Genomic DNA, 20,078 nt, shown 5'->3' with positions numbered 1-20,078 from the left:
GCGTCGACGGTCAGGTCAGTCAGCGAACGGAACGGCCTTCGCGGCGTCGGTGTGCCAGTTGGTGCCGATGGGCTGGTCGACCTCTGCGGTGCTCGGCAGCTTCAGCGACACGGGGCTCATGTCGCCCTTGTGCGCCCCGACGATGATCTCCTCGAACTGCACCCCGCCGTCCTGCGCTCCGCTGTGCGGGTTCACCCCTGCGTACGCCTTGGTGGACCCGGACATCGTGATCGACTCGCCCTCGGCCTGCTCGCTCGGTGCCACATCGCCGGACGGGTCCGAACCGAAGCCGGCCGAGATCGTCTGGCCGACGAGGATGCAGGTCGCTCCCGGCTTGGCGGTCGCCGTGATCAGGTAGTAGCCACCCGCCTGGGACTCCTCCGAGACGGTGAAGGAAAGGTCCTCTGCGGCGCACACCTCGATAACTGGGTAAGGGTCCTCGGTCGACGCGGCGGACTCGGCCGAGTCCGCCGAGGGGCTGGGGTCGGCCTTCTCACCTGCACCCTCGGCGGTCCCGGAACCGCACGCCGACGCGGCGAGCGCGATGACGGTTGCGGCGAGCAAGATCGGCGCGACACGGCGCTGGATGCTGATGGTCATCGGCTCACTTGTCATGGTCGGACGAACGGCTCCACGAGAAGGTCCGTGGCACTGGCATTCATACCGCGACAAGTAAAATGAGCATCCCCCACCCAGTATCCCGTCTGGTCGCCGAACGGGCGGTCACGGCAGGTCGAGGAAGGCGTACTGGGCGACCTTGTGCGGGAGCTCGACGACCGGACCGCGCTGGAAGCCGTAGGCATCCAGGCGGGCGAGGGAGGCCTCGTTGGCGGCGTCGGGCTCGACGACGACCCGCGTGACTCCAGCGGCGGCGATCACCGACTCGACGAAGAACCCGATGACGGCCTCGGTCCTTCCCTCCCGTGCTGGCGAGTCGGCCAGGAACAGGTGCATCCCGAGGTCGCCGGGTCGGCGGTCGTAGAAGGTGCCGAGCTCGTCGACCTCGGGATCCCAGGTCTGGAACAGGGCGACCGGGTCGCCGTCGAGCTCGACGATGTACGCCGCAAGATGAGGTTGCTCCTGCAGCCAGGTGTAGATCTCCTCGATCTCCTCACGCGGCTTCTCGGCCATCCCCCAGAACCGGGCTCGGTCGGTCTGCAGCCAGCCGCACAGCAGGTCGAGGTCGGCCGACGGGTCCAGGTCGCGGATCGTCAGGGCGGGGTCAGTCAGGGCTGGGTCGGTCAGGGGCATGTCTTCTCCTCGGTGAGCAGCGACCAGTCGGTGACGACGGCCACGGCGCCGCCGTCGGCCCAGGCGTCGTGCTGGTCGGTGTGGTGGGGGCTGTCGGGGTCGCCGCTGGCGCCCAGCGGTACGACCCAGCGGCTGTTGTCGCGGTGGGCGAGGTCCCAGGCGTAGCGGGCCACCGAGCCTCGCACCGTCACGGTGGTGCCCGGGATCCAGGCGTTGCAGCGGACCGTGTCGGTGTCGCCCGGCAGCGGGGTGGCGGGGGCGGTGCGGGTGTGGGGCAGCTCGAACTGCTCCAGCGCGTGCAGCGGCCAGAAGCGGTGGTCCTCCGGCCAGGGTGCCGGATCGCCGGCCTCGTGAACCGCCCTCGCTGCCTCGGCCACCAGCGCTCGCGGGTCCAGCCCGAAGGGCTTCTGGGCGGCCAGGATGATGTGCAGCGCGCCGGCCACCCGGGCGGGCAGGCTGAACCACGGCGCGTAGAGCGGTCCGTGCGGAGACGGCTCCCGCAGCGGCGCGAGCGAGGGCGCCGCACAGATCCGGTCGACCACCTCGGCGCGCAGCGCGGCATACCAGGCTGCGCCCGGTGAACCGTCCATCGCGCCGTGCCACTCGGCCGGCGCCGCGGGAAGCAGCTCGGCCGGCACCAGAGCCAGCAGCGGCTCGCCCGCGGTCTGGGCGGTGTCGGCGAGCACCGCCACCGCATGCTCGGCGTCGAGAGGACCCGCCTCGTCGAGCAGATGGGTGATCCGCTTCGCGCGAAACGGCGGCGCGAAGGCGGAGGCGAGCGCCCCGAACTCCGGCATGCAGCGGTCGTTGGCGGTCACCACGGCCCCGCCCGCCGAGGCCGTACGCCGCGGCAGCGGATCGACCCAGCCGACCCACTCCCCGGCGTCGTCGCGCCGCGGCACCCGGCCGCCGACCGTGTGCACGACGTCGCCGGTCACGTCGGCGATCACCCAGTTGTTGACCGGCTCGACCCAGTGCGCCACGGCAGACTCCACGTCGGCGGCCGAACGTGACCGCAGCAGCGGGAGGAGCGCACCGAAGCCGAGGTCGTCGAGATCGTGGCCGGGCGTACGCAGCGCCTGGCCCCAGCCCTCCTCCGGATCGTCGAGCACCACCGGCCCGCGCTCGGTCTCGAGCACCTCGACCTCCACCGGCTCCTGGTCACGCACGAGCACCGTCTCCACGCTGCGCCGCACCACGTCACCGCCCGGGCGCAGGTCGACCCGGTAGAGATCCTGGTAGTCGCCCATCGCGTTGGTGATCCCCCAGGCAACCCGGCCGGCGTGGGCAAAGTGCTGCACGCCCGGCACCCCGGGAAAGGTCATCCCGACCACGTCGAAGGTGTCGTCGGGGTCGGTGCACGCCAGCCGCACCTGGAGGTAGACGTTGGGCGCTTCGAAGAGCCGGTGCGGGTCGCCGGCCACGATCGGCGCACCGGAGGCGGTGCGGCCGCCGCCGACACCGTAGGCGTTGGAGCCGCCGGAGAGACCCTCGGTGCGGAACAGCGCGGCCTCGGCTCCCAGCACCATCGCGGCCCGGGCACCGAAGAGCTTCGAGGGGAACGAGCCGAAGAGGATCTGCTGGACCCAGAAGACCGCCAGCGGCGTCCAGGGCTGCCAGGCGCCCGGCGCCGCCCCGAGGCCCTCGAGCTCAGGACAGGAAGCACCCTCCAGGCCGGAGCGGACCCCCTCGACGTACGCCGTCAGGAACTCCTGCGTCTCCTCGTCGAGCCCGGCGTAGGCAGCGCGCGCCACCGCCGCGACCCGGGCGCGGCGGGCGAAGGTGTCCCACTCCAGCCCGGCCGGACCGAGCAGCTCGGCGGTGCGGCCCTCGCCGCGCAGCCGCTCGATCTCGAGCTGCCAGGCACGGTCACGAGCGGTGACCCAGCCCTGCATCCGGGCCACCTCGGCCGGCGAGGCACCCCGCACGTGCGGGATGCCCCACTCGTCTCGAAACAAACTCATGCGACCGGGTTTGCCAACGTACCCGCGAACATCAGCGACTCGGCCTGGTCGGTGATGTCGACCATCTGCAGCGTGTTGCGCAGCTGGAGCCGGTTGAGGCACGAGTGCCGGAAGCGCGGTCGCAGGAAGTCGTAGCGCGCGGCCGCGTCGGCCAGCTCGGGGTGGTCGGCGGCATGGTCGACGATGCACGCCCGGGCCTGGGCCCAGAACTCGGTCTCCGGCAGCACCCCGTCATCATCGAGGATCGCGGCGACGTAGCGCAGCACCCCGTCGAAGATGTCGGTGTGCACGGCCAGCGCCTTGACGTCGTCGGGGAACTCGCCGCGGATCCGGGCGACCTCCTCGGGCAGCGGCAGGTCACCCATCACCGCCACCTCCTCGCCGATGTCCTTCATGAACATCCGCACCGGCACGTGATCCTGCAGCACCATCACCAGGTTCTCCCCGTGCGGCATGAACGCCAGGTCGTAGGCCATCAGGCAGTGCACCAGCGGTCGTAGATAGGCGTCCAGATAGGCGCGCACCCACTCCCGGGCGGGCAGCCCGGAGGCACGGACCAGCTCGGCGGCGTAGGAGGCCCCCGAGGCGTCGCGGTGGAGCAGCGCCGCCATCGTCGCGCACCGCTCACCCTCGGCCAGCCGTGGCACCGGCGACTCCCGCCACAGCGCGGCGATCATCTTCCGGTAGGGCGAGGGGTCCGGCAGGGCGTGGAAGACATCGCCGGTCCAGCCGACCGAGGCCAGCTCGCGGAGCACGCCGAAGCCGCGCTCCTTCAGCTCCGCATCTCCCTCGACCAGGTCGGCGACCCAGTCGTTGATGACCGGGGTCGCGGCCATGTAGGCCGGCGAGAGGCCGCGCATGAAGCCCATGTTCTGGATCGACAGCGCGGTCTTGACGTAGTGCCGCTCGGGCCGCGAGGTGTTGAAGTAGGTGCGGATCGACTGCTGCGGGCGGTGGGCGTCCTCGCCCTCGCCGACCAGCACGATCCGGCGCGCGGCGACGTCGGTCGCGAAGGTGACCGCCAGCTTGTGGCGCCACTGCCACGGGTGCACGGGCACGTAGCGGAATCCGTCCGGGTCGAGCTCGAGGCTGCGCAGCTTCGCCGCGAACCGGGCCAGCGTCGCCTCGCCGAGCTCGGCCGCATAGAGCCGCTGCTCGTCCTCGCCACGGCCCAGCGCGAGGTGCGACTGCTCCCGGGCGACCGCGACCCACAGCAGGCTCAGGTCGTTGCTCGTCTCCGGCGCCCAGCGGGCGTGGTCGTCGATGTCGAAGCCGATCCGGCCGTTGTTGGCGACGAAGGCCGGGTGGCCCTCGCTCATCGCGCCCTCGACGCTCTGGTGGTCGGCCTCGACCAGGTCGGCCGCAGTCAGCGCCTGGTGCTCCAGCTTCCAGCACGACGAGGCGATCGTCGCCGCCAGCTCCTCCAGATACGTCGGGAGCAGCGTCGCCGGGATGCCCAGCGCCGGCGCGAACTCGGCCACGAACGCCTGCGCGTCGACCTCGGCCTCCTCACCCTCCTCGCCGCGCCGCACGATCGAGGCCGGGTCGACCACCCAGTGATCGAGCATGAAGCGGCGAGCGGTGAAGACGTACGTCGTCGACGGCCCCTGCAGCTCCCAGGCGTCGTCGGCGCCACCGTCGACGGCGACCGGCGCGATCATCCGCTCGTGGCTGAACTCCGCGATCGCCTTCGCGACCAGGTGCCGGTGGGCGATCCGCAGGTTCTCGGGGCGTAGGTGGGCGGCGGCGAACATCTCCCGCGTGCAGACCGAGAGCATCGCCGTCTTCTCGCCGAGGTCGACCTCGCGCAGCTCGACGAAGCCGGCGTCGGTGTTCTTGCGGCGGATCGGCAGGTTGCGTACGTCGGGCTCGACCACCACACGGCGCACACCGGGATCCGCGAAGCAGTGCCGCATCACCGCGCGGAAGATACGCGTCGTGAACCCGGTCGTGGGCTCGCCGGCGGCCGGTGCGACCAGCACGTGCATGCCCAGGTCGCCGGGTGCCAGCTCGGGCAGACCGACGATCCCACCGAGCTCACTGCGGGCGGGGTCGTAGGTCTCGACCAGGAACGCGGGCTCGCCGTCGACCCGGCCCAGCCAGGCGTCGTGGTGTGGATGACGGGCGATCCGGGCGTGCTCCTCGGCCACGTCGTCGACCGAGGCGTCCAGCATCATCCAGTAGGCCGAGCGCGGGTGGGTCACCCAGGCGTGCACCGTGTCGAGGTGCGCCTCGATCTCGAGGGGTTCGATCGTGATCTTCATCGGCTCTCCTCCGTCGGCTCGGTCTGGCTGTGATCGGACATGACTCTGAAGCGGTCGGGCACCCCGAACTCCTGGAAGGCGACCCGCTTCTCGATCGGATAGGGCTCCCGGCCGAGCACGGCGGCGAGGATCACCGAGCTGCGATAGGCGCCCATGCCCAGGTCGGGGGCGACGAAGCCGTGGGTGTGCTCCTCGCCGTTCTGCACCCAGATCTCGCGGTCGCCGTGGTCGACGGAGAAGGTCGGGCCGGCGGCGTACCGGCCCTGCTCGTCGAAGCGGATCCGGTCGCGGACGGGCTCGAGGAAGGCCGGGACGCCGGCGCGGTAGCCGGTGGCGAGCACGAGCCCCTCGGTCGACATCTCGTAGTCCTCCTCCTGCTCCACGTGGTGCAGCGCGAGGTGGTAGCCGGTCTCGGTGCGGGTCACTCCGCGCAGCTCGGTGTTGGTGAGCATCGTGGTCTCGGCGGCTCCGCTGACCGAGCGGGTGTAGAGCGCCTCGTGGATCGCGTCGATGGTGTCGCCCGAGATGCCCTTGTAGAGGCTCTGCTGCGACCTCAGCAGGTCACTGCGCTTCTCGGCCGGCAGCGACTGGAAGTAGGCGGAGTACTCCGGCGAGGTCAGCTCGAGGGTGAGCTTGGTGTATTCCATCGAGAAGAACCGCGGGCTGCGGGTCAGCCACGCCAGCTGGTAGTCGTGGTCGGGCTGGGCGGTCAGCAGATCGAGGTAGATCTCGGCGGCCGACTGCCCGCTGCCGACCACGGTGATGCTGCTGCGGCCGACGAGCTCGTCCTTGCGAGCCAGATAGTCGGCGCTGTGGATCGCCGGCCCCTCGGCCGCCACCGCCTCGCGGGCAGGCTCGGGCACGTGCGGCGCCGTGCCGGTGCCGAGCACCAGCCGCCTGGCCCGATGGGTCTGTGCTTGATCGCCCTGGTCGGAGGCGGTCGTGATGACGTACGCCTCGCCGTCGTGCTCCACGGAGACGACCTGCTGCCCGAACCTGACGGAGTCGAGCTGTTCGGCGACCCACTGGCAGTAGTGGTTGTACTCGCGCCGGTGGGGCAGGAAGTTCTCCCGGATGTAGAACGGGTAGATCCGGCCGGTCTGCTTGAGGAAGTTGAGGAAGCTGTAGCGCGACGTCGGGTCGGCCATCGTCACCAGGTCGGCGAGGAACGGCACCTGCAGGGTGGCGTCGTCGAGCAGCATCCCCGGGTGCCAGTCGAACCGGTCACGGGCCTCGAGGAAGAGGCAGTCGAGCTCGCTGATCGGGTCGGCGAGAGCCGCCAGGCCGAGGTTGAACGGGCCGAGCCCGATGCCCACGAGGTCGTGGACAGGGGGTGCGGTCTCCACGCCGGAATCGGTGTCTGAATCGGCGTCGGTGAACACGGTGCGGGGCTTGGTCATCGGGCGACCTCCGGGACGGCACGGCCCAAGGTGAGCCCCAGCGTACGGACCTGCTCGATGATGTCGAGGATGTCCTGGAGCGAGGCCTTGGGGTTGAGCAGGGTGAGCTTGAGGAACTGACGGCCGTCGACCTTGGTCGCGGCGACGACGCTACGGCCACCGCTCCACATCTCCGCGCGGATACGACGGTTGAGCTCGCAGACGGCGGCGTCGTCGAGCCCGGTGGAGCCCAGGTGCGGGTCGGCGTAACGGAAGACGACCGTGGAGAGCTGCGAGGGCGTGACGAGCTCGATGTCGGGCTGCAGGCTGAGCACGTCGTAGACCTCCCGCGCCAGGTCGATCACCGACTCGAGGTAGGCACCGATCTGGTCGGCCCCCATCGTGCGCAGCGTCAGCCACAGCTTGAGCGCGTCGAAGCGGCGGGTGGTCTGCAGCGACTTGTCGACCTGGTTGGGGTTCTCCGACTCGCGGGGGTTGAGGTAGTCGGCGTACCAGGAGGCGTGCTGCAGGCTCGCCCGGTCCCTGACCAGGAGCGCGCTGGAGGAGACCGGTTGGAACCAGGTCTTGTGGTAGTCGACGGTGACGGAGTCGGAGCGCTCGATACCGTCGAGCAGGTGGCGATATCTCGGCGAGACCAGGAGCCCGCCACCGTACGCCGCGTCGACGTGGAACCAGACGTTGAAGTCCTGGCACGCCTCGGCGATCGCGTGCAGCGGGTCGATCACCCCGAAGTCGGTGGTGCCGGCGGTGGCCACGACCGCGGCCGGCACGAGGCCGTCGACGACGCAGTCGTCGAGCGCCTTGCGCAGGGCCGCGACGTCCATCCGGTGGTCGGCGTCGGTCGGCACCGAGATCGCGGCGTCCTCCCCCATGCCGAGCAGGCGCGCCGACTTGGCGATGGAGAAGTGGCTGTCGGCGGAGGTGAGGAAGCGCAGCCGGTCGACGGGCACGCCGCGCCGCTCGGCCTCGCCACGGGCCAGCAGCAGCGCCTGCAGGTTGGACTGGCTGCCGCCGCTGGTGAAGATGCCGTCGCGCGTGGGCTCGGGGTAGCCCGCACGGGCGGCGGTCCAGTCGACGAGACGGCGCTCCATGAAGGTGGCGCCGACCGACTGGTCGAAGGTGTCCATCGAGGTGTTGACCGCCGACATCAGCAGCTCGCCCACGAGGGCGGGGATGACGACGGGGCAGTTCAGGTGCGCGGCGTAGGACGGGTCGTGGAACCAGACCGCGTCGTCGAGCCACAGCCGGCTGACCTCGGCGAGCGCGGCGGCGCCGTCGGTGAGCGGGGTGTCCAGGTCGACCTCGTCGACCGGCTTCGCGGCCACCTCGGGAGAGAGGCCGGTGGTGGGTCCGTCGAGTGTGTCGAGCTTGTCGACGAGCAGATCGAGTGCCTCCGAGATTCCGCGGGTGTAGTCACGAGCATTGTCTGGGTGGAACAGATGCCCCAGGTGCGGTGCGCTCACTGGTCTCCTTCGACGCGAGAGGGGGGATTAGGTTAGGCAAGCCTAAGTGAGCGTACCCTAATCATGCGGCCGTCAGAGAGGCGGCCGGAGAGAGGACGATCACACCCGTGCCCCACTCCCCCACGCAGGCCCGCCGCGTGCTCGTCGGCTTCGCCTTCGCCTCCCTCGGCAACGGCCTCACCCTGCCTTTCCTCTACGTCTACATGGCCCAGGTGCGCGACCTCGGATCCTCGACGGCGGGCTGGATGTTCGCCTGGATGGGCCTGGTCGGACTGGCTGCCGCTCCCGGGGTCGGAGCACTCCTCGACCGCGTCGGGCCGCGGCCCGTGCTGATGGGCGCGCTCGCGCTCGAGGCCGTCTCGATCGGGTCGCTCGGCTTCGTCGACGGGCTCGTGCCGGTGATGATCGTGCTCGCCGGCGTCGTCGTCGGCGCCTCGCCGCTGTGGCCCGGCACGACGACCCTGCTCGCCGGGATGGTGCCCGCACACGGCCGCGAGCGGGCCTACGGGTTCGCCTTCCTGGGCCTGAACGCGGGCATCGGCGTAGGTGGCCTCGTCAGCGCGTTCCTGGTCGACGTCGGGCGTCCGGAGTCCTTCCAGGTGCTCTACCTGTGCGATGCGCTCGCCTATCTGGCCTACGCCGTCGTGCTGGCGATCCTCGTCCGCTCCCCCGGGCCGAGCAGCTCGGACGAGACCGCGACCGCGGCGGCCGGCAGCTGGGGCGAGGTGCTGCGCGACCGCCGCGCGGTGGCCCTGTTCGGCTGTGGCGTGCTCGCGGTGACCTTCGGCTACGGGCAGCTCGAGGCCGGTGCGACGGCCTACGCCGTCGACGTCGCCGAGGTGCCGGCGACCGCCCTCGGCTGGGCCTTCGCCGCCAACGCCGCGGTGATCGTCTGCGGGCAGGTGGCGCTGCTGCGGCTCACCTCCCGGTGGCGGCGTACGACGGCGCTGGCCTGTGCGGTGCTGACCTGGTCGCTGGCCTGGACCGTGCTGGCGACCGCCGACCTGATGCCCACCGCCGGCGCCGTGGCCGCGATCGTGGTCGGTCTCGCGGTCTTCGGCCTCGGCGAGACGCTGTGGGCTCCGGTGGTGACCGGCCTGGCCAACACCATCGCCCCCGACCGCCTGCGCGGCCGCTACAACGCCTGCCTCGGACTCACCCTGACCCTCGGTCAGATCCTCGGCCCGGCGATCGCCGGCTCGCTCATCGGCAGCGGCCTCGGTCACCTGTGGGCGTTCGTCGTGATCGGCGGAACGCTCGCCACCGGCCTGGTGCTGACCCGGCTTCGCGCGCTGCTCAGCGTGGAAGAGGACTCCGCGGCGACTCCGGAGCCGGTCGCCGATAGCCAAGCCGCCCCCGTGTAGCCACGATGGTGACCAGCGCGCCGAGCGTGGCCGCGACCAGCAGCGCGGCCTGGAAGTGGTCGTGGCCGACCCCGGGGAAGAGCTCGCCCGAGGCCACCGAGGCGTAGTTGTTGACGCTGGTGTGCAACAGCATCGCCAGCAGCAGACTCTGGCCGGTGCGGTTGAAGACCCAGGTCATGATCACACCGAAGGTGAGGCAGAACCCGGCGAAGACGAGCGGGCGATACCAGGGCGCGTCCGGCCAGCCGCCCCACTCGGTCAGGAAGAGCGGCATGTGCCACAGCGCCCAGATCGGCCCGAGCACGAACGCCGACCCGAGCGGACCGACCTTGCGCTGCAGGCGAGGGAGGGCGAAGTCGCGCCAGCCCGGCTCCTCGGCGAGACCGGTGGTGATCATCTGCAGGATCAGGCCCGGCACGTACGCCGCCAGCACGAGCAGCCACGTCTGCGACGGCTGCGACATCTGGCCGCCGGTGAGCTGGGTCGCGAGGATCATCGCGGCCGGTGCGCCGATCAGGATCCCGGCGTACCAGCGCCAGCTCGCCCGCCAGCGAACCAGCCGCCTGCCCCAGTCGCGCAGGCCCGCGCGTCCACTGGCGAGAGCGGTGACGAGCACGGCGCTGCCGATCGGGCCGAGGTAGGCGCCGGGCAGCATCCCGAGCACCTGACCACCGATGACGCCGCCGGGGAAGGTGAACCCCCAGACGCCCAGCCCGTTCCCGGAGAGCACGTAGGGGGTCCAGGCCAGCCAGCTGGCGGCGAGGGCGAGCACGAAAAACGTCGAGAGCTCGTGGCGGCGTACGAAGGCCCGCAGGCCCGCCTCCGGCTCGACGACCGAGAGTGTGGTCGGAGGGGTCGTGGTCATGATCTGTTCCTTTCGGCCCGGCGCTTCCGGGCTGGCCCCAACCTAGGAAGCGGCGATCGCCCGCCGCGCCGGGCAAAAGGGCGAACCCTCGCACTTGCATCGAAAGATGCTGGCAACCGGCCACGGTTGCGGAAAGGATGATGGCGTGATGCGCGACGTGACGATCCGGATGCCGCTGCGGCTGCTCCCACCTGTGGTCCCACCCCTGGTGGCCTGGGCGGTGGCGGTGGCGATGCTGGTCGTCTCCCCCGGCCTCGATGCCGCCGACTCCGAGGTCGCCGGGATCCCCAGGCTCGGTGCCGCCGGCTGGTGGTTCGCGCTGCTCGTGCTGACCGCCCAGGCCGTCGTGCTCCTGGGCCGACGCGCTCGGCCGCTGACCGTGCTGCTGGCCGTGGCCGCCGGCTCGGTCGTGATGGCGCTCGGCGGTGCCGGCGACGCGACGAGCCTGACCTCGGCCGCGGTGCTGGTGGCCGTGTGGTCGGCGGCGACCGGCGCCGACCTCCCACGCAGGCGGTGGCAGCTGCTCGGCGCGCTCCTCGGCGCCGGCCTGCTCGTCGCTCTCGGCGGGCTCCTGAGCCAGGTCGACATCGGCCTGCCGACCGGCAGCGCGGTCCTCGCCGGTCTCGTCCAGGGCGTGGGTGTGATCCTCGCGCCCGCGCTGCTGGCCGTCGTGGTGCGGGCGCGGCGCGAGGCTCGGGAGGCGCGCTCCGACCTCGCCGTGGCCGTCGACCGCGAGCAGTCCGCGCAGGTCGCCGCCGCGATCGCCGAGGAGCGCACGGCGATGGCCCGCGAGCTCCACGACATCGCCGCCCACCACCTGACCGGCATCGCCGTGATGACCGGGGCGGTCGAGCGACAGATCGACACCGACCCGGCCGGCGCGAAGGAGGCCGTGCGCCAGGTGCGCACCCAGAGCACGGCGATGCTGCGCGAGCTGCGGGGTCTGGTCACGCTCCTACGCGCCCCCGATGACCCCGCGGAAGCCGGAGAGCAGGAGCGCCTCTCCCATCTTCCCGACCTCGTCGCCGGCGCCCGGCGCACCGGCCTCGACGTCGACCTGGAGATCCTCGGCTCCGAGGCGGCCGCCCGCACGGGCGTCGGACCGCTCGCCCAGCTCTCCGCCTACCGCACCGTGCAGGAGTCTCTCGCCAACGCCGCCCGGCACGCGCCGGGTGCCCGCTGCCAGGTGGTTCTCGACGCCAGCGACCCTGCCTCGATCGTGCTGACGGTGCGCAACGGACCCGCCACCGGACCCGCCTCCGGGGCCGCGCCGTCCCCGGCGCGGCGTGGGCTGGGCCTGGTGGGCATGCGGGAGCGAGCCGACCTGACCGACTCCACCCTCGAGGCCGGCCCGACCGCCGACGGCGGCTGGCAGACCCGGTTGCGGATGCCGGCGACCGTGACCGCGGCCGAGGAGGTGGCCGGATGATCCGGGTCGTGGTCGCCGACGACCAGCCGCTGGTGCGTGCCGGGCTGCGTACGCTGCTGCAGACCGAGCCCGACATCGAGGTCGTCGCTGTCGCCGAGGACGGGGCCGCCGCGGTCGAGCAGGCCCTCGCCCTGCGACCGGACCTGGTCTGCATGGACATCCGGATGCCCGGCCGTGACGGCATCAGCGCCACCCGCGAGCTGTGCGGCCCCGAGGTGACCGACCCGATCCCGGTGCTCGTCCTGACCACCTTCGACATCGACGACTACGTCTTCGGCGCCCTCGAGGCCGGCGCCTCCGGCTTCCTCCTCAAGGACGCCGAGCCCGACGCGATCGTCGCCGCGGTGCGCTCGGTCGCCGCCGGCCACGGCACCCTCGACACCTCCCTGACCCGACGGGTGCTGCGCGAGGTCGTCACCCGGCGGCGTACGCAGCCGGTCACCGCGGCGCGCGCCAGCGAGCTCCTCACCACCCGTGAGCTCGACATCCTGCTCCACCTCGCCGAGGGCATGTCCAACGAGGAGATCGCCCGCGCGCTCGTGCTGGAGGTCTCCACCGTCAAGTCCCACCTGGCCCGGATGATGCCCAAGCTGGGCGTCAAGTCGCGTCTGCAGGCCGCCGTGTGGGCCTACCAGTCAGGCGTGATCGAGCGCTGATCTCCCGGAGCGCCTCAGATCAGGCCGGTCTCCTGGGCGACATGGATGGCGCGGGAGCGGCTGTCGACGTCGAGCTTGGTGAAGATGTGGGCGAGGTGGCTCTTCACGGTGGCCTCGGTGACGAAGAGGGCGCGGGCGATCTCCTTGTTGGTCGAGCCGCGCGCGAGCAGCCGCAGCACCTCGACCTCCCGCTCGGTGAGTCGCGGGAGCGGGCTGCGCATGCCCTTGAGCACCCTGGCGGCCAGATCCGGAGCGAGCACCATGTCGCCGGCGGCCGCACGACGGATGCCGTCGACGATCACCGCAGGGTCGACGTCCTTGAGGAGGTAGCCGGCGGCGCCCGCCTCGATCGCGCCGAGGATCTCGGCGTCACGGTCGAAGGTGGTCAGGATGAGCACCGCCGGGGCCGGGTCGAGCCCGCGCAGCGCCCGGGTGGTGCGGATGCCGTCGATCCCGTGGCCGAGGCGCAGGTCGCAGAGCACTACGTCGGGACGGAGATGACAGGCCAGGGTGATCGCCTCCTCGCCGGTGGCGGCCTCCCCGACGACCTGCACGGCGTCAGCGTCGTCGTCGAGCACAGAACCGTTACCGTCGAGCACAGCACGCAGGCCGCTGCGTACGACCGGGTGGTCGTCGACCAGGAGCACGGTCGTCATGGTGTCTCCTCCTTCGCAGGCGTCTGTGGCCGGCTCGAGTCGGTGTGGATCGGCAGGTGTGCGGAGACCGCGGTGCCTTCGCCGGGCGTGCTCTCGATGTCGAGGCCGCCGCCGAGCTCGCGCAGGCGCGCACGCATGAACCGCAGACCGTAGCTGGAGGATCCGGCCCCGGCCTCCTGCTCCCAGGCCGCGATGTCGAACCCGGCGCCGTCGTCGCTGATGTCCATCCGCACCGAGTCCTGGTCGTCGATCAGCGAGATGACGACCCGGGACGCCCCGGCATGCAGACGTACGTTGGCCAGCGCCGACTGCGCGGTGCGCAGCAGCGCGACCTCGATCTCGGTGCTCAGCAGCGGAAGCGTGTCGTCGACGCGCAGGTCGACCTGCAGACCGACCTCCTCCTGCGCGCGGTCGAGCATGCGCCGCAGGGCCGACGCGAGGGCGTCGTCCTCGAGCTGGGCGGGCGCGAGGGCGGCCACGATCCGGCGTACGTCGGCGAGGCTGTCGCCCGCGAGCGTCTCGACCTGCCGGAACGTGCGCGCCGACTCGGCCTCCTCGGTGCGGCTCCCGGCGTGGGCCAGGAGCCGGATCGAGGAGAGCGCCTGCGCGATGGTGTCGTGGATGTCTCGCGAGATCCGGGTGCGCTCGGCGATCGCGCCGGAGTGACGCTGCGCGAGCGCGAGCTCGTCCTGCAGCTCGGCCATCTCCTGCTGCGCCCGGGTCAGCGAGGTGACCAGACGCTCGCGCTCGGCGGCATCGCGGAGCAGCTGCAGGTAGCCGCGGGAGATGCCGAACGCGAAGATGCCTCCGATGAGCGGCCCGAGCACGTCGGCGTAGCTGGTCTCTCCGGCATGCAGGATCGGGGCGACGATCACGACCACGAGGATCGCTGCCGAGAAGACCAGGCCCCAGCGCAGCGGCAGCAGATGCCCGGCGAGCAGCCACAGCAGGAACGCCAGCCAGACGAACTCCGCCGAGACCGCCACGGCGGCGATCCAGATCACCGCGAGCCCGAGCAGCCACCACACCGGCACCCGGCGCGAGACCGTTCGCGATCTCATCCGCGCCGGCAGGATCGCGCCGGCGGTGTGCCAGCCGAGCACGGCGACACCGGCGAGGATCGCGAGCGGCATGGCGACGCCGTCGCCGACCGCCCGGCTGACCCCGATCGCGGTCAGCACGACGGCGATCACGTGCTGGCCGATCTCCATCGCCCGCGCCGTCGCGGCGGCGGGAGCCGGGCCCGAGGGCCCGGTGCTCCCCAGCGGTATGTGCACGACGCTCATCTTCTCAGCTCTCATCGGCTCCCTGCAGTCTTCTCGGCCACCAGACCCGGTCGCCGACCAGGCTGAAGATCGCGGGCACGATCACCGTACGCACAACCAGCGTGTCGACGAGCACACCGACACCCACGATCAGGCCGAGCTGCCCGAGCACGACGAGCGGAAGCACCCCGAGCGCGGCGAACACGGCGGCGAGCACGATGCCCGCGCTGGTGATGACGCTGCCGGTGTGGGTGACCGCCTCGACCATGCCTGCCCGCGTGCCCATCGTGGTGGCCTCGGCGCGGGCACGGTGCACGAGGAAGATCGTGTAGTCGATGCCGAGCGCGACCAGGAAGAGGAAGGCGAGGATCGGCACCTGCACGTCGAGCGCGTGCTGGTCGAAGAGCGTACGGCTCAGCCACGCGCCCGCGCCGATCGCGGCGATCGCGCTGGTGAGGTTGACCAGGAGCAGCAGCACCGGTGCGACCAGCGAGCGCAGCAGCACCAGGAGCACCAGGAAGCTCACCGCGAGCACCAACGGCGCGACCAGCAGCAGGTCGTGCTCGTTGCCGTCGCGCGCGTCGAGCTCCGTGGCGACCGCACCGCCGACGAGGGCGTCGGCGTCGTCGCTCGGGTGCACGGCCTCGCGCAGCTGCGTGATCTGGTCGAGGCTGCGCTCGGTGCCGGGCGAGTAGTCGCTGGTGACCACGATCTTCGTCGAGGAGCCGTCGGCGGTGGTGCCTGCCGGATGGGCTCGCACGACGCCCTCGACCCGGCCGGCCGCCGAGACCACCCGGTCGGTCGCCGCGCTGTCGGTGACGACATAGATCGGCTGCGCCTCACCTGGCGGGAAGTGTGCGGCGAGCGTCTCCAGACCGGCCGCCGACTCCGACTGCACCCGGAACTTCTCCAGCTGGTCGAGCCCGACCGTGGTGCCGAGCAGGCCCGTGGTCATCACCGCGAGCAGCGCGAGCCCGGCCAGCAGGCTCGCCACCGGGCGCTTCGCGACCCGCGAGGCGACCGTACGCCACATCCGGCCCTGCGTACGGGCGCTGCCCGGTCGCGGCACGAACGGCCAGAACACCCGCCGGCCGCACACGGCCAGGAGCGGCGGCAGCACCAGCAGCACCGCGGCCAGCGCGATCGCCAGACCGATGGCCGCCGGCACCCCGAGGCCGCGCGTCATCGGGATCGAGGCGAAGGTCAGGGTCAGCAGGGCGAGCACGACGGTCACGTTCGAGGCGAGCACCGCCGGGACCGTCTTGCGCCAGGCGCGGCTCAGTGCCCCCCGGTCGTCGTCGCTGGCCTGCAGCTCTTCCCGGTAGCGGGAGATCAGCAGGAGGGCGTAGTTGGCGCCCGCGCCGAAGACGAGCACGCTGACGATGCCGGCGTCGAACTCGAAGCCCCACAGGGAGCCTGCCGCAGCGGTGACCCGCCCGGCGAGCCCGTCGGCGAGCGCCACCACCACGAGCGGCACCAGCCACAGCACCGGCGAGCGATAGGTGATGATCAGCAGGAGCGCCACGATCACGATCGTCACCAGCAGCAGCGTGAAGTCGGCCCCGTCGAAGGCGGAGGCGACGTCGGCGCCGAACGCCGGCCCGCCGGTCACCTGCAGCGTGACCCCGTCGGGGGCGTTGGCCGCGACCTGCGTACGCAGCGCCTTGACGGCATCGGCGTTCTTGCCGTTGTCGGCACCCACCTCGATCGGCACGGGCAGCACCGCGGCCTCACGATCCTCGCTGAGGATCGGCTCGGCGGGGTCGGCCTGGGCGGCCTGCTTCGCGGTGTCCTGGGCTCCCACCGCCAGGCTCGCACCGAGCTTCTCGAGGTCACCCACGTCGGCCGCCGTGAGCTCTCCCCCGCGCGAGGGCGTGGCGACGATCAGCACCGACTGGCGGTCCGCGTCGGGGAACTTCTTCAGCAACGTGTCGACCTGCGCCGACTCCGACTCGACCGGCGCCTGCCCGGAGCGCGCCGGAGCCTCCGCGCCGCCGAAGACCCCGAAGAGCACCCCCATCACGACCACGGCCGCAGCGAGTGCGACCCACGCTCCGCGACGTGAGGTCAACCTGTCTGAGAACCGCGGAGAAATGCCAGAACTTTCCATGGCATCAACTTCACCGGAATCGGCGGCGCCGATCATCGCGTGCAAGGTTGAACCGGGTATCAGCCAAAAGGTTGACACCCGGGGCGCAGCGGCGACCGGCCGAAGGTATTACCGATCGGTGACGGATGCGCAGAGTGCTGTCACCCGGCGTCGTGCGCTGGCACAGTGAGCCTCATGGTGAACAGTGGAGCGGCGCGCCGTGCCGAGGTCGGCGTCATCGGCGGGACCGGGTTGTACGAGTTCTTGAGCGACGCCGAGGAGGTCGTGGTCGAGACGCCCTACGGCCCGCCGTCGGCGCCGGTCACCGTGGGCACGGTTGCCGGCCGGTCGGTGGCGTTCGTGCCCCGGCACGGCCGCTCCCACGAGTATCCGCCGCATGCCATCCCCTACCGCGCCAACCTGTGGGCGCTGCGCGCGCTCGGCGTCACCCAGGTGCTCTCGCCGAGCGCGGTCGGCGGGCTGCGGCCCGAGGCCGTCGCCCCCGGCGACCTGGTCACGCCCGACCAGCTGGTCGACCGCACCTGGCGCCGCATCCCCAGCTTCGTGGAGTCCGGCGCGACCCACGTGCCGCTGGCCGACCCCTACTGCGCACGCGTCGCCAAGGCGTACGTCGCCTCCGACCCGTCCGTGAAGACCGGTGGCACGCTGATCGTCATCGAGGGCCCCCGGTTCTCGACCCGGGCCGAGTCGGTCCACCATGCCGCCCAGGGCTGGACGCTGGTCGGCATGACCGGTGCCCCGGAAGCCGCGCTCGCCCGCGAGCTGCGGATGTGCTACGCCCCGTTGTGCCTGGTCACCGACATGGACGCGGGTGCTGCCGAGGGCGAGGGCGTCGACGAGGACGACGTCTACGCGCTCTTCGCCGCCAACCTGGAGCGGATGCGCACCGTGCTCACCGACACGATCGGCGGCCTCCCCCACCCTGCGGGGTGCTCGTGCTCGGCCTGGGCCGAGGGCAAGAGCCTCGCTTACGACATCCCATGAGGGTCCTGCTCACCGGCTCCGCCGGCTTCATCGGCACGGCGATCGGCCGGGTCTTGGAGGAGGCGGGCCACGAGGTCGTACGCCTCGACATGCTGCTCCCGATGGCCCACGGCGATGCCGCCGAGCCACCGCCTGGGACCCGTCGTCTCGACGTACGCGACGCCGACGCGTGGGGCGACCTGCTGGAGGGCGTCGACGCGGTCTGCCACCAGGCCGCGGTCGTCGGGGCCGGCGTGACCGTCGCCGACCTGCCGCTCTACGCCTCCCACAACGACCTCGGCACGGCCGCGCTGCTGGCCGCGATGAGTGCCCACGACGTCACCCGGCTGGTGCTGGCCTCCTCGATGGTCGTCTACGGCGAGGGCCGCTACGTCTGCGCGACCCACGGCGACCGCACTCCCCCGCCGCGCTCCCGCACCGCCCTCGACGGCGGCGACTTCGAGAACCACTGCGACCTGTGCGGCGAGACCCTGACCTGGGCCGAGGTGGACGAGGCGGCACGGCTCGACCCCCGCAGCTCCTACGCCGCGAGCAAGGTCGCCCAGGAGCACTACGCCTCCGCGTGGGCCCGTCAGGCCGACGCGACGGCGATCGCGCTGCGCTACCACAACGTCTACGGCCCGCACATGCCCGCCGACACCCCCTACTCCGGTGTCGCCGCCATCTTCCGATCCTCGCTCGAGCGGGGCGAGGCACCGCAGGTCTTCGAGGACGGGGGCCAGCAGCGTGACTTCGTCCATGTCGACGACGTGGCCAGGGCCAACCTGGCAGCGCTCGAGGCGACCGCCGAGCGGCCGCGCGGCGGGCTCGGGGCCTACAACGTCGCCTCAGGTCGTCCCGTCACGATCGGCGAGGTGGCCTCGCTGGTCGCGCGCGGTGTCGACGGGCGCGAGGTGACGCCCGTGGTCACCGGTCGCTACCGGATCGGGGACGTGCGCCATGTGGTCGCCTCGCCGCGGCTGGCGGAGAAGGAGCTGGGGTTCCGCGCCGGCGTGCTGCCCGAGGAGGGGCTGCCCGAGTTCGCCACCGTGCCGTTGCGGACCTAGGTCACCAGCTCGTGTAGAGCAGGTGCTGGACCAGCAGCGCCGTGGCCAGCTGCAGGGCCAGCCCGGGGCGCCGCCAGCTCTCGGGCAGGAGGGCGCAGCCGAGGGTGAGCCAGGGCATGAACGGGAGCCAGATGCGTTCCACCTCGGAGCGGCTCATCTGCGAGGCGTCGGCGAGGGCGACGATGACCACCGCCGCCGCGACCAGCACGACCAGCACCCGGTGGTGCTGGTCGCGACGGGACGCCCAGACCACGCCGAGACCGGCGCCGACGAGCGGCCCGGCGCTGATCGCGAGGGCGGCCAGGTTGCCCCAGATCCAGTACGCGCCGGGGCGCTCGGAGGCGATCCCGTCCCAGTAGCGCTCGGTCAGCACCGGATACGCCTCCCACCAGGCGAACCCACCGGCCGCGAAGGCGAGCACCACGACGAGCGCCGAGGCCGCCGCGACCGGCAGCGCCCACCAGCCGCGGCCGAGCCAGAGCACGGCGAGCGCGAGCACGCCGGTGAGCGGGAGCCCGTAGGACATCATCACGGCGCCGCCGAGCAGCAGACCGGCGAGCACCGCCCACGGCCAGGAGCGCCGGGCACCGGAGCGCGCCGCGGCGGTGGCCGCCAGTGCCAGGCAGCACATCCCCCAGGCGACGGTCGCTGCCATCACCGCGTCGGCCGAGACCGCCAGGAGGACCGCGCTCGGGGTCAGCACCAGGAAGGGCGCCGCGGACCGGGCCCCTTCCTCGTGCCCCAGGACACGGACGGTGGTCATCACCACCAGCGGGATGGTGGCCGCGATGAGCACGACGACCAGCCCGGCGGCCAGGTCACCACCGAGCCCGAGCTTCACCAGCACGACGAAGAAGAGCACCATCCCGGGTGGGTGCCCGGCGATGTGGACCGGCCAGTTTCCGGCCGGGGCGTCGAACGGGATGCGGGAGACGTAGGACTCCAGCAGCGCCCGTAGGTCACCGACGGATCTAGCGGTCTCGAGATACTCGGTCGGGTTGCCGAGCACCCGCGAGATCCCGGCGGTGCCGTCGACCAGGGCCAGCGAGAGCAGCCACACCAGGCCCACGACGTAGCTGACCAGGAGCAGACGCCTCCAGCTCAGCGCCGCGGCCACCGGCACCGCCCAGCGCACCGATGCCAGCGCGAGCAGCATCGCGGGGAGGGTGCCGACCCCCACCTTGGCCTCCGGATACCCGTGGAGCGGGGGGAACGTCCCGTCCTCGGGGTGCACGCGTGTCCACACCTGCCAGCCGACGAGTGGCGGGACCAGCACGGCCAGCGCGACCAGGACGAGCGTGAGGACGAGTCCTGTCGAAGGAGCGGTCCGGGCTGATGGGTTCACGACAGCGACCCTAGGC

General features: G+C 71.9%; 16 protein-coding genes. 5 read left to right on the top strand and 11 right to left on the bottom strand.

The features are described 5' to 3' along the window. Positions 1 to 15: 15 nt before the first annotated feature. From FB381_RS08635 to FB381_RS08610, 6 genes are all read right to left on the bottom strand, one after another. Positions 16 to 600 (bottom strand): DUF4232 domain-containing protein, encoded by a 585-nt coding sequence (locus FB381_RS08635; RefSeq protein ID WP_170225098.1) that lies wholly within the window; start codon positions 598 to 600, stop codon positions 16 to 18. Positions 601 to 723: 123 nt separating this feature from the next. Next, positions 724 to 1,251: a GNAT family N-acetyltransferase gene (locus FB381_RS08630; protein ID WP_141779904.1), complete on the bottom strand. Its 528-nt coding sequence runs from the start codon at positions 1,249 to 1,251 to the stop codon at positions 724 to 726. Continuing rightward, positions 1,242 to 3,215 (bottom strand): penicillin acylase family protein, encoded by a 1,974-nt coding sequence (locus FB381_RS08625; RefSeq protein ID WP_141779903.1) that lies wholly within the window; start codon positions 3,213 to 3,215, stop codon positions 1,242 to 1,244. The genes FB381_RS08630 and FB381_RS08625 overlap by 10 nt, the downstream gene beginning before the upstream one ends. Further along, the gene (locus FB381_RS08620; RefSeq protein WP_141779902.1) at positions 3,212 to 5,479 is read right to left on the bottom strand and encodes a GNAT family N-acetyltransferase; all 2,268 of its coding nucleotides are present in this window, start codon (positions 5,477 to 5,479) and stop codon (positions 3,212 to 3,214) included. Before FB381_RS08620 ends, FB381_RS08625 begins: the two co-directional genes overlap by 4 nt. After that, a complete protein-coding gene (locus tag FB381_RS08615; protein ID WP_141779901.1) occupies positions 5,476 to 6,879 on the bottom strand; it encodes a lysine N(6)-hydroxylase/L-ornithine N(5)-oxygenase family protein in 1,404 nt (467 codons plus the stop codon). Before FB381_RS08615 ends, FB381_RS08620 begins: the two co-directional genes overlap by 4 nt. After that, on the bottom strand, positions 6,876 to 8,342 hold the full coding sequence (locus FB381_RS08610; protein WP_141779900.1) for a pyridoxal phosphate-dependent decarboxylase family protein: 1,467 nt from the start codon (positions 8,340 to 8,342) through the stop codon (positions 6,876 to 6,878). The genes FB381_RS08615 and FB381_RS08610 overlap by 4 nt, the downstream gene beginning before the upstream one ends. Before the next feature lie 107 nt (positions 8,343 to 8,449). On the opposite strand from FB381_RS08610, the gene FB381_RS08605 reads away from it, so the two are divergent. Further along, positions 8,450 to 9,706 carry an MFS transporter gene (locus FB381_RS08605; protein WP_141779899.1) on the top strand — a complete coding sequence of 419 codons (1,257 nt, stop codon included), beginning with the start codon at positions 8,450 to 8,452 and terminating at the stop codon, positions 9,704 to 9,706. Here the strand turns inward: FB381_RS08605 and FB381_RS08600 are convergent. Further along, a complete protein-coding gene (locus FB381_RS08600) occupies positions 9,639 to 10,571 on the bottom strand; it encodes a type II CAAX endopeptidase family protein (RefSeq protein ID WP_141779898.1) in 933 nt (310 codons plus the stop codon). The genes FB381_RS08605 and FB381_RS08600 overlap by 68 nt on opposite strands. Positions 10,572 to 10,719: 148 nt before the next feature. Between FB381_RS08600 and FB381_RS08595 the strand changes: the two genes are divergently transcribed. Together FB381_RS08595 and FB381_RS08590 are read left to right on the top strand one after the other, a co-directional pair. Then, positions 10,720 to 12,000, top strand: a complete 1,281-nt coding sequence (locus tag FB381_RS08595; RefSeq protein WP_170225097.1) for a sensor histidine kinase — start codon at positions 10,720 to 10,722, stop codon at positions 11,998 to 12,000. Then, positions 11,997 to 12,656: a response regulator gene (locus FB381_RS08590; protein WP_141779896.1), complete on the top strand. Its 660-nt coding sequence runs from the start codon at positions 11,997 to 11,999 to the stop codon at positions 12,654 to 12,656. The genes FB381_RS08595 and FB381_RS08590 overlap by 4 nt, the downstream gene beginning before the upstream one ends. Before the next feature lie 14 nt (positions 12,657 to 12,670). Here FB381_RS08590 and FB381_RS08585 read toward each other — a convergent pair whose 3' ends face one another. Genes FB381_RS08585 through FB381_RS08575 form a run of 3 tightly spaced genes read right to left on the bottom strand, consistent with a single transcriptional unit; the run spans position 12,671 to position 16,648 of the window. Continuing rightward, entirely contained in the window at positions 12,671 to 13,312 is a 642-nt protein-coding gene (locus FB381_RS08585) for a response regulator (RefSeq protein WP_141779895.1), read from the bottom strand. Continuing rightward, positions 13,309 to 14,613: a sensor histidine kinase gene (locus FB381_RS08580; RefSeq protein ID WP_246088024.1), complete on the bottom strand. Its 1,305-nt coding sequence runs from the start codon at positions 14,611 to 14,613 to the stop codon at positions 13,309 to 13,311. Before FB381_RS08580 ends, FB381_RS08585 begins: the two co-directional genes overlap by 4 nt. Beyond that, the gene (locus FB381_RS08575; RefSeq protein WP_211352367.1) at positions 14,603 to 16,648 is read right to left on the bottom strand and encodes an MMPL family transporter; all 2,046 of its coding nucleotides are present in this window, start codon (positions 16,646 to 16,648) and stop codon (positions 14,603 to 14,605) included. The genes FB381_RS08580 and FB381_RS08575 overlap by 11 nt, the downstream gene beginning before the upstream one ends. A gap of 213 nt (positions 16,649 to 16,861) precedes the next feature. Here FB381_RS08575 and FB381_RS08570 point away from each other — a divergent pair, with 213 nt between their 5' ends. Both FB381_RS08570 and FB381_RS08565 read left to right on the top strand, forming a co-directional pair. Continuing rightward, positions 16,862 to 17,671 (top strand): S-methyl-5'-thioadenosine phosphorylase, encoded by an 810-nt coding sequence (locus FB381_RS08570; protein ID WP_141779893.1) that lies wholly within the window; start codon positions 16,862 to 16,864, stop codon positions 17,669 to 17,671. Beyond that, positions 17,668 to 18,717: an NAD-dependent epimerase/dehydratase family protein gene (locus FB381_RS08565; RefSeq protein ID WP_141779892.1), complete on the top strand. Its 1,050-nt coding sequence runs from the start codon at positions 17,668 to 17,670 to the stop codon at positions 18,715 to 18,717. Before FB381_RS08570 ends, FB381_RS08565 begins: the two co-directional genes overlap by 4 nt. A gap of 1 nt (position 18,718) precedes the next feature. Here FB381_RS08565 and FB381_RS08560 read toward each other — a convergent pair whose 3' ends face one another. Beyond that, a complete protein-coding gene (locus FB381_RS08560; RefSeq protein WP_141779891.1) occupies positions 18,719 to 20,062 on the bottom strand; it encodes a hypothetical protein in 1,344 nt (447 codons plus the stop codon). Positions 20,063 to 20,078 lie beyond the last annotated feature (16 nt).

This window comes from Nocardioides albertanoniae (assembly GCF_006716315.1).
Lineage (GTDB): Bacteria > Actinomycetota > Actinomycetes > Propionibacteriales > Nocardioidaceae > Nocardioides > Nocardioides albertanoniae.
Note: the sequence above shows the minus strand (reverse complement) of the source record. Positions and strands in the feature narration are given on the sequence as shown.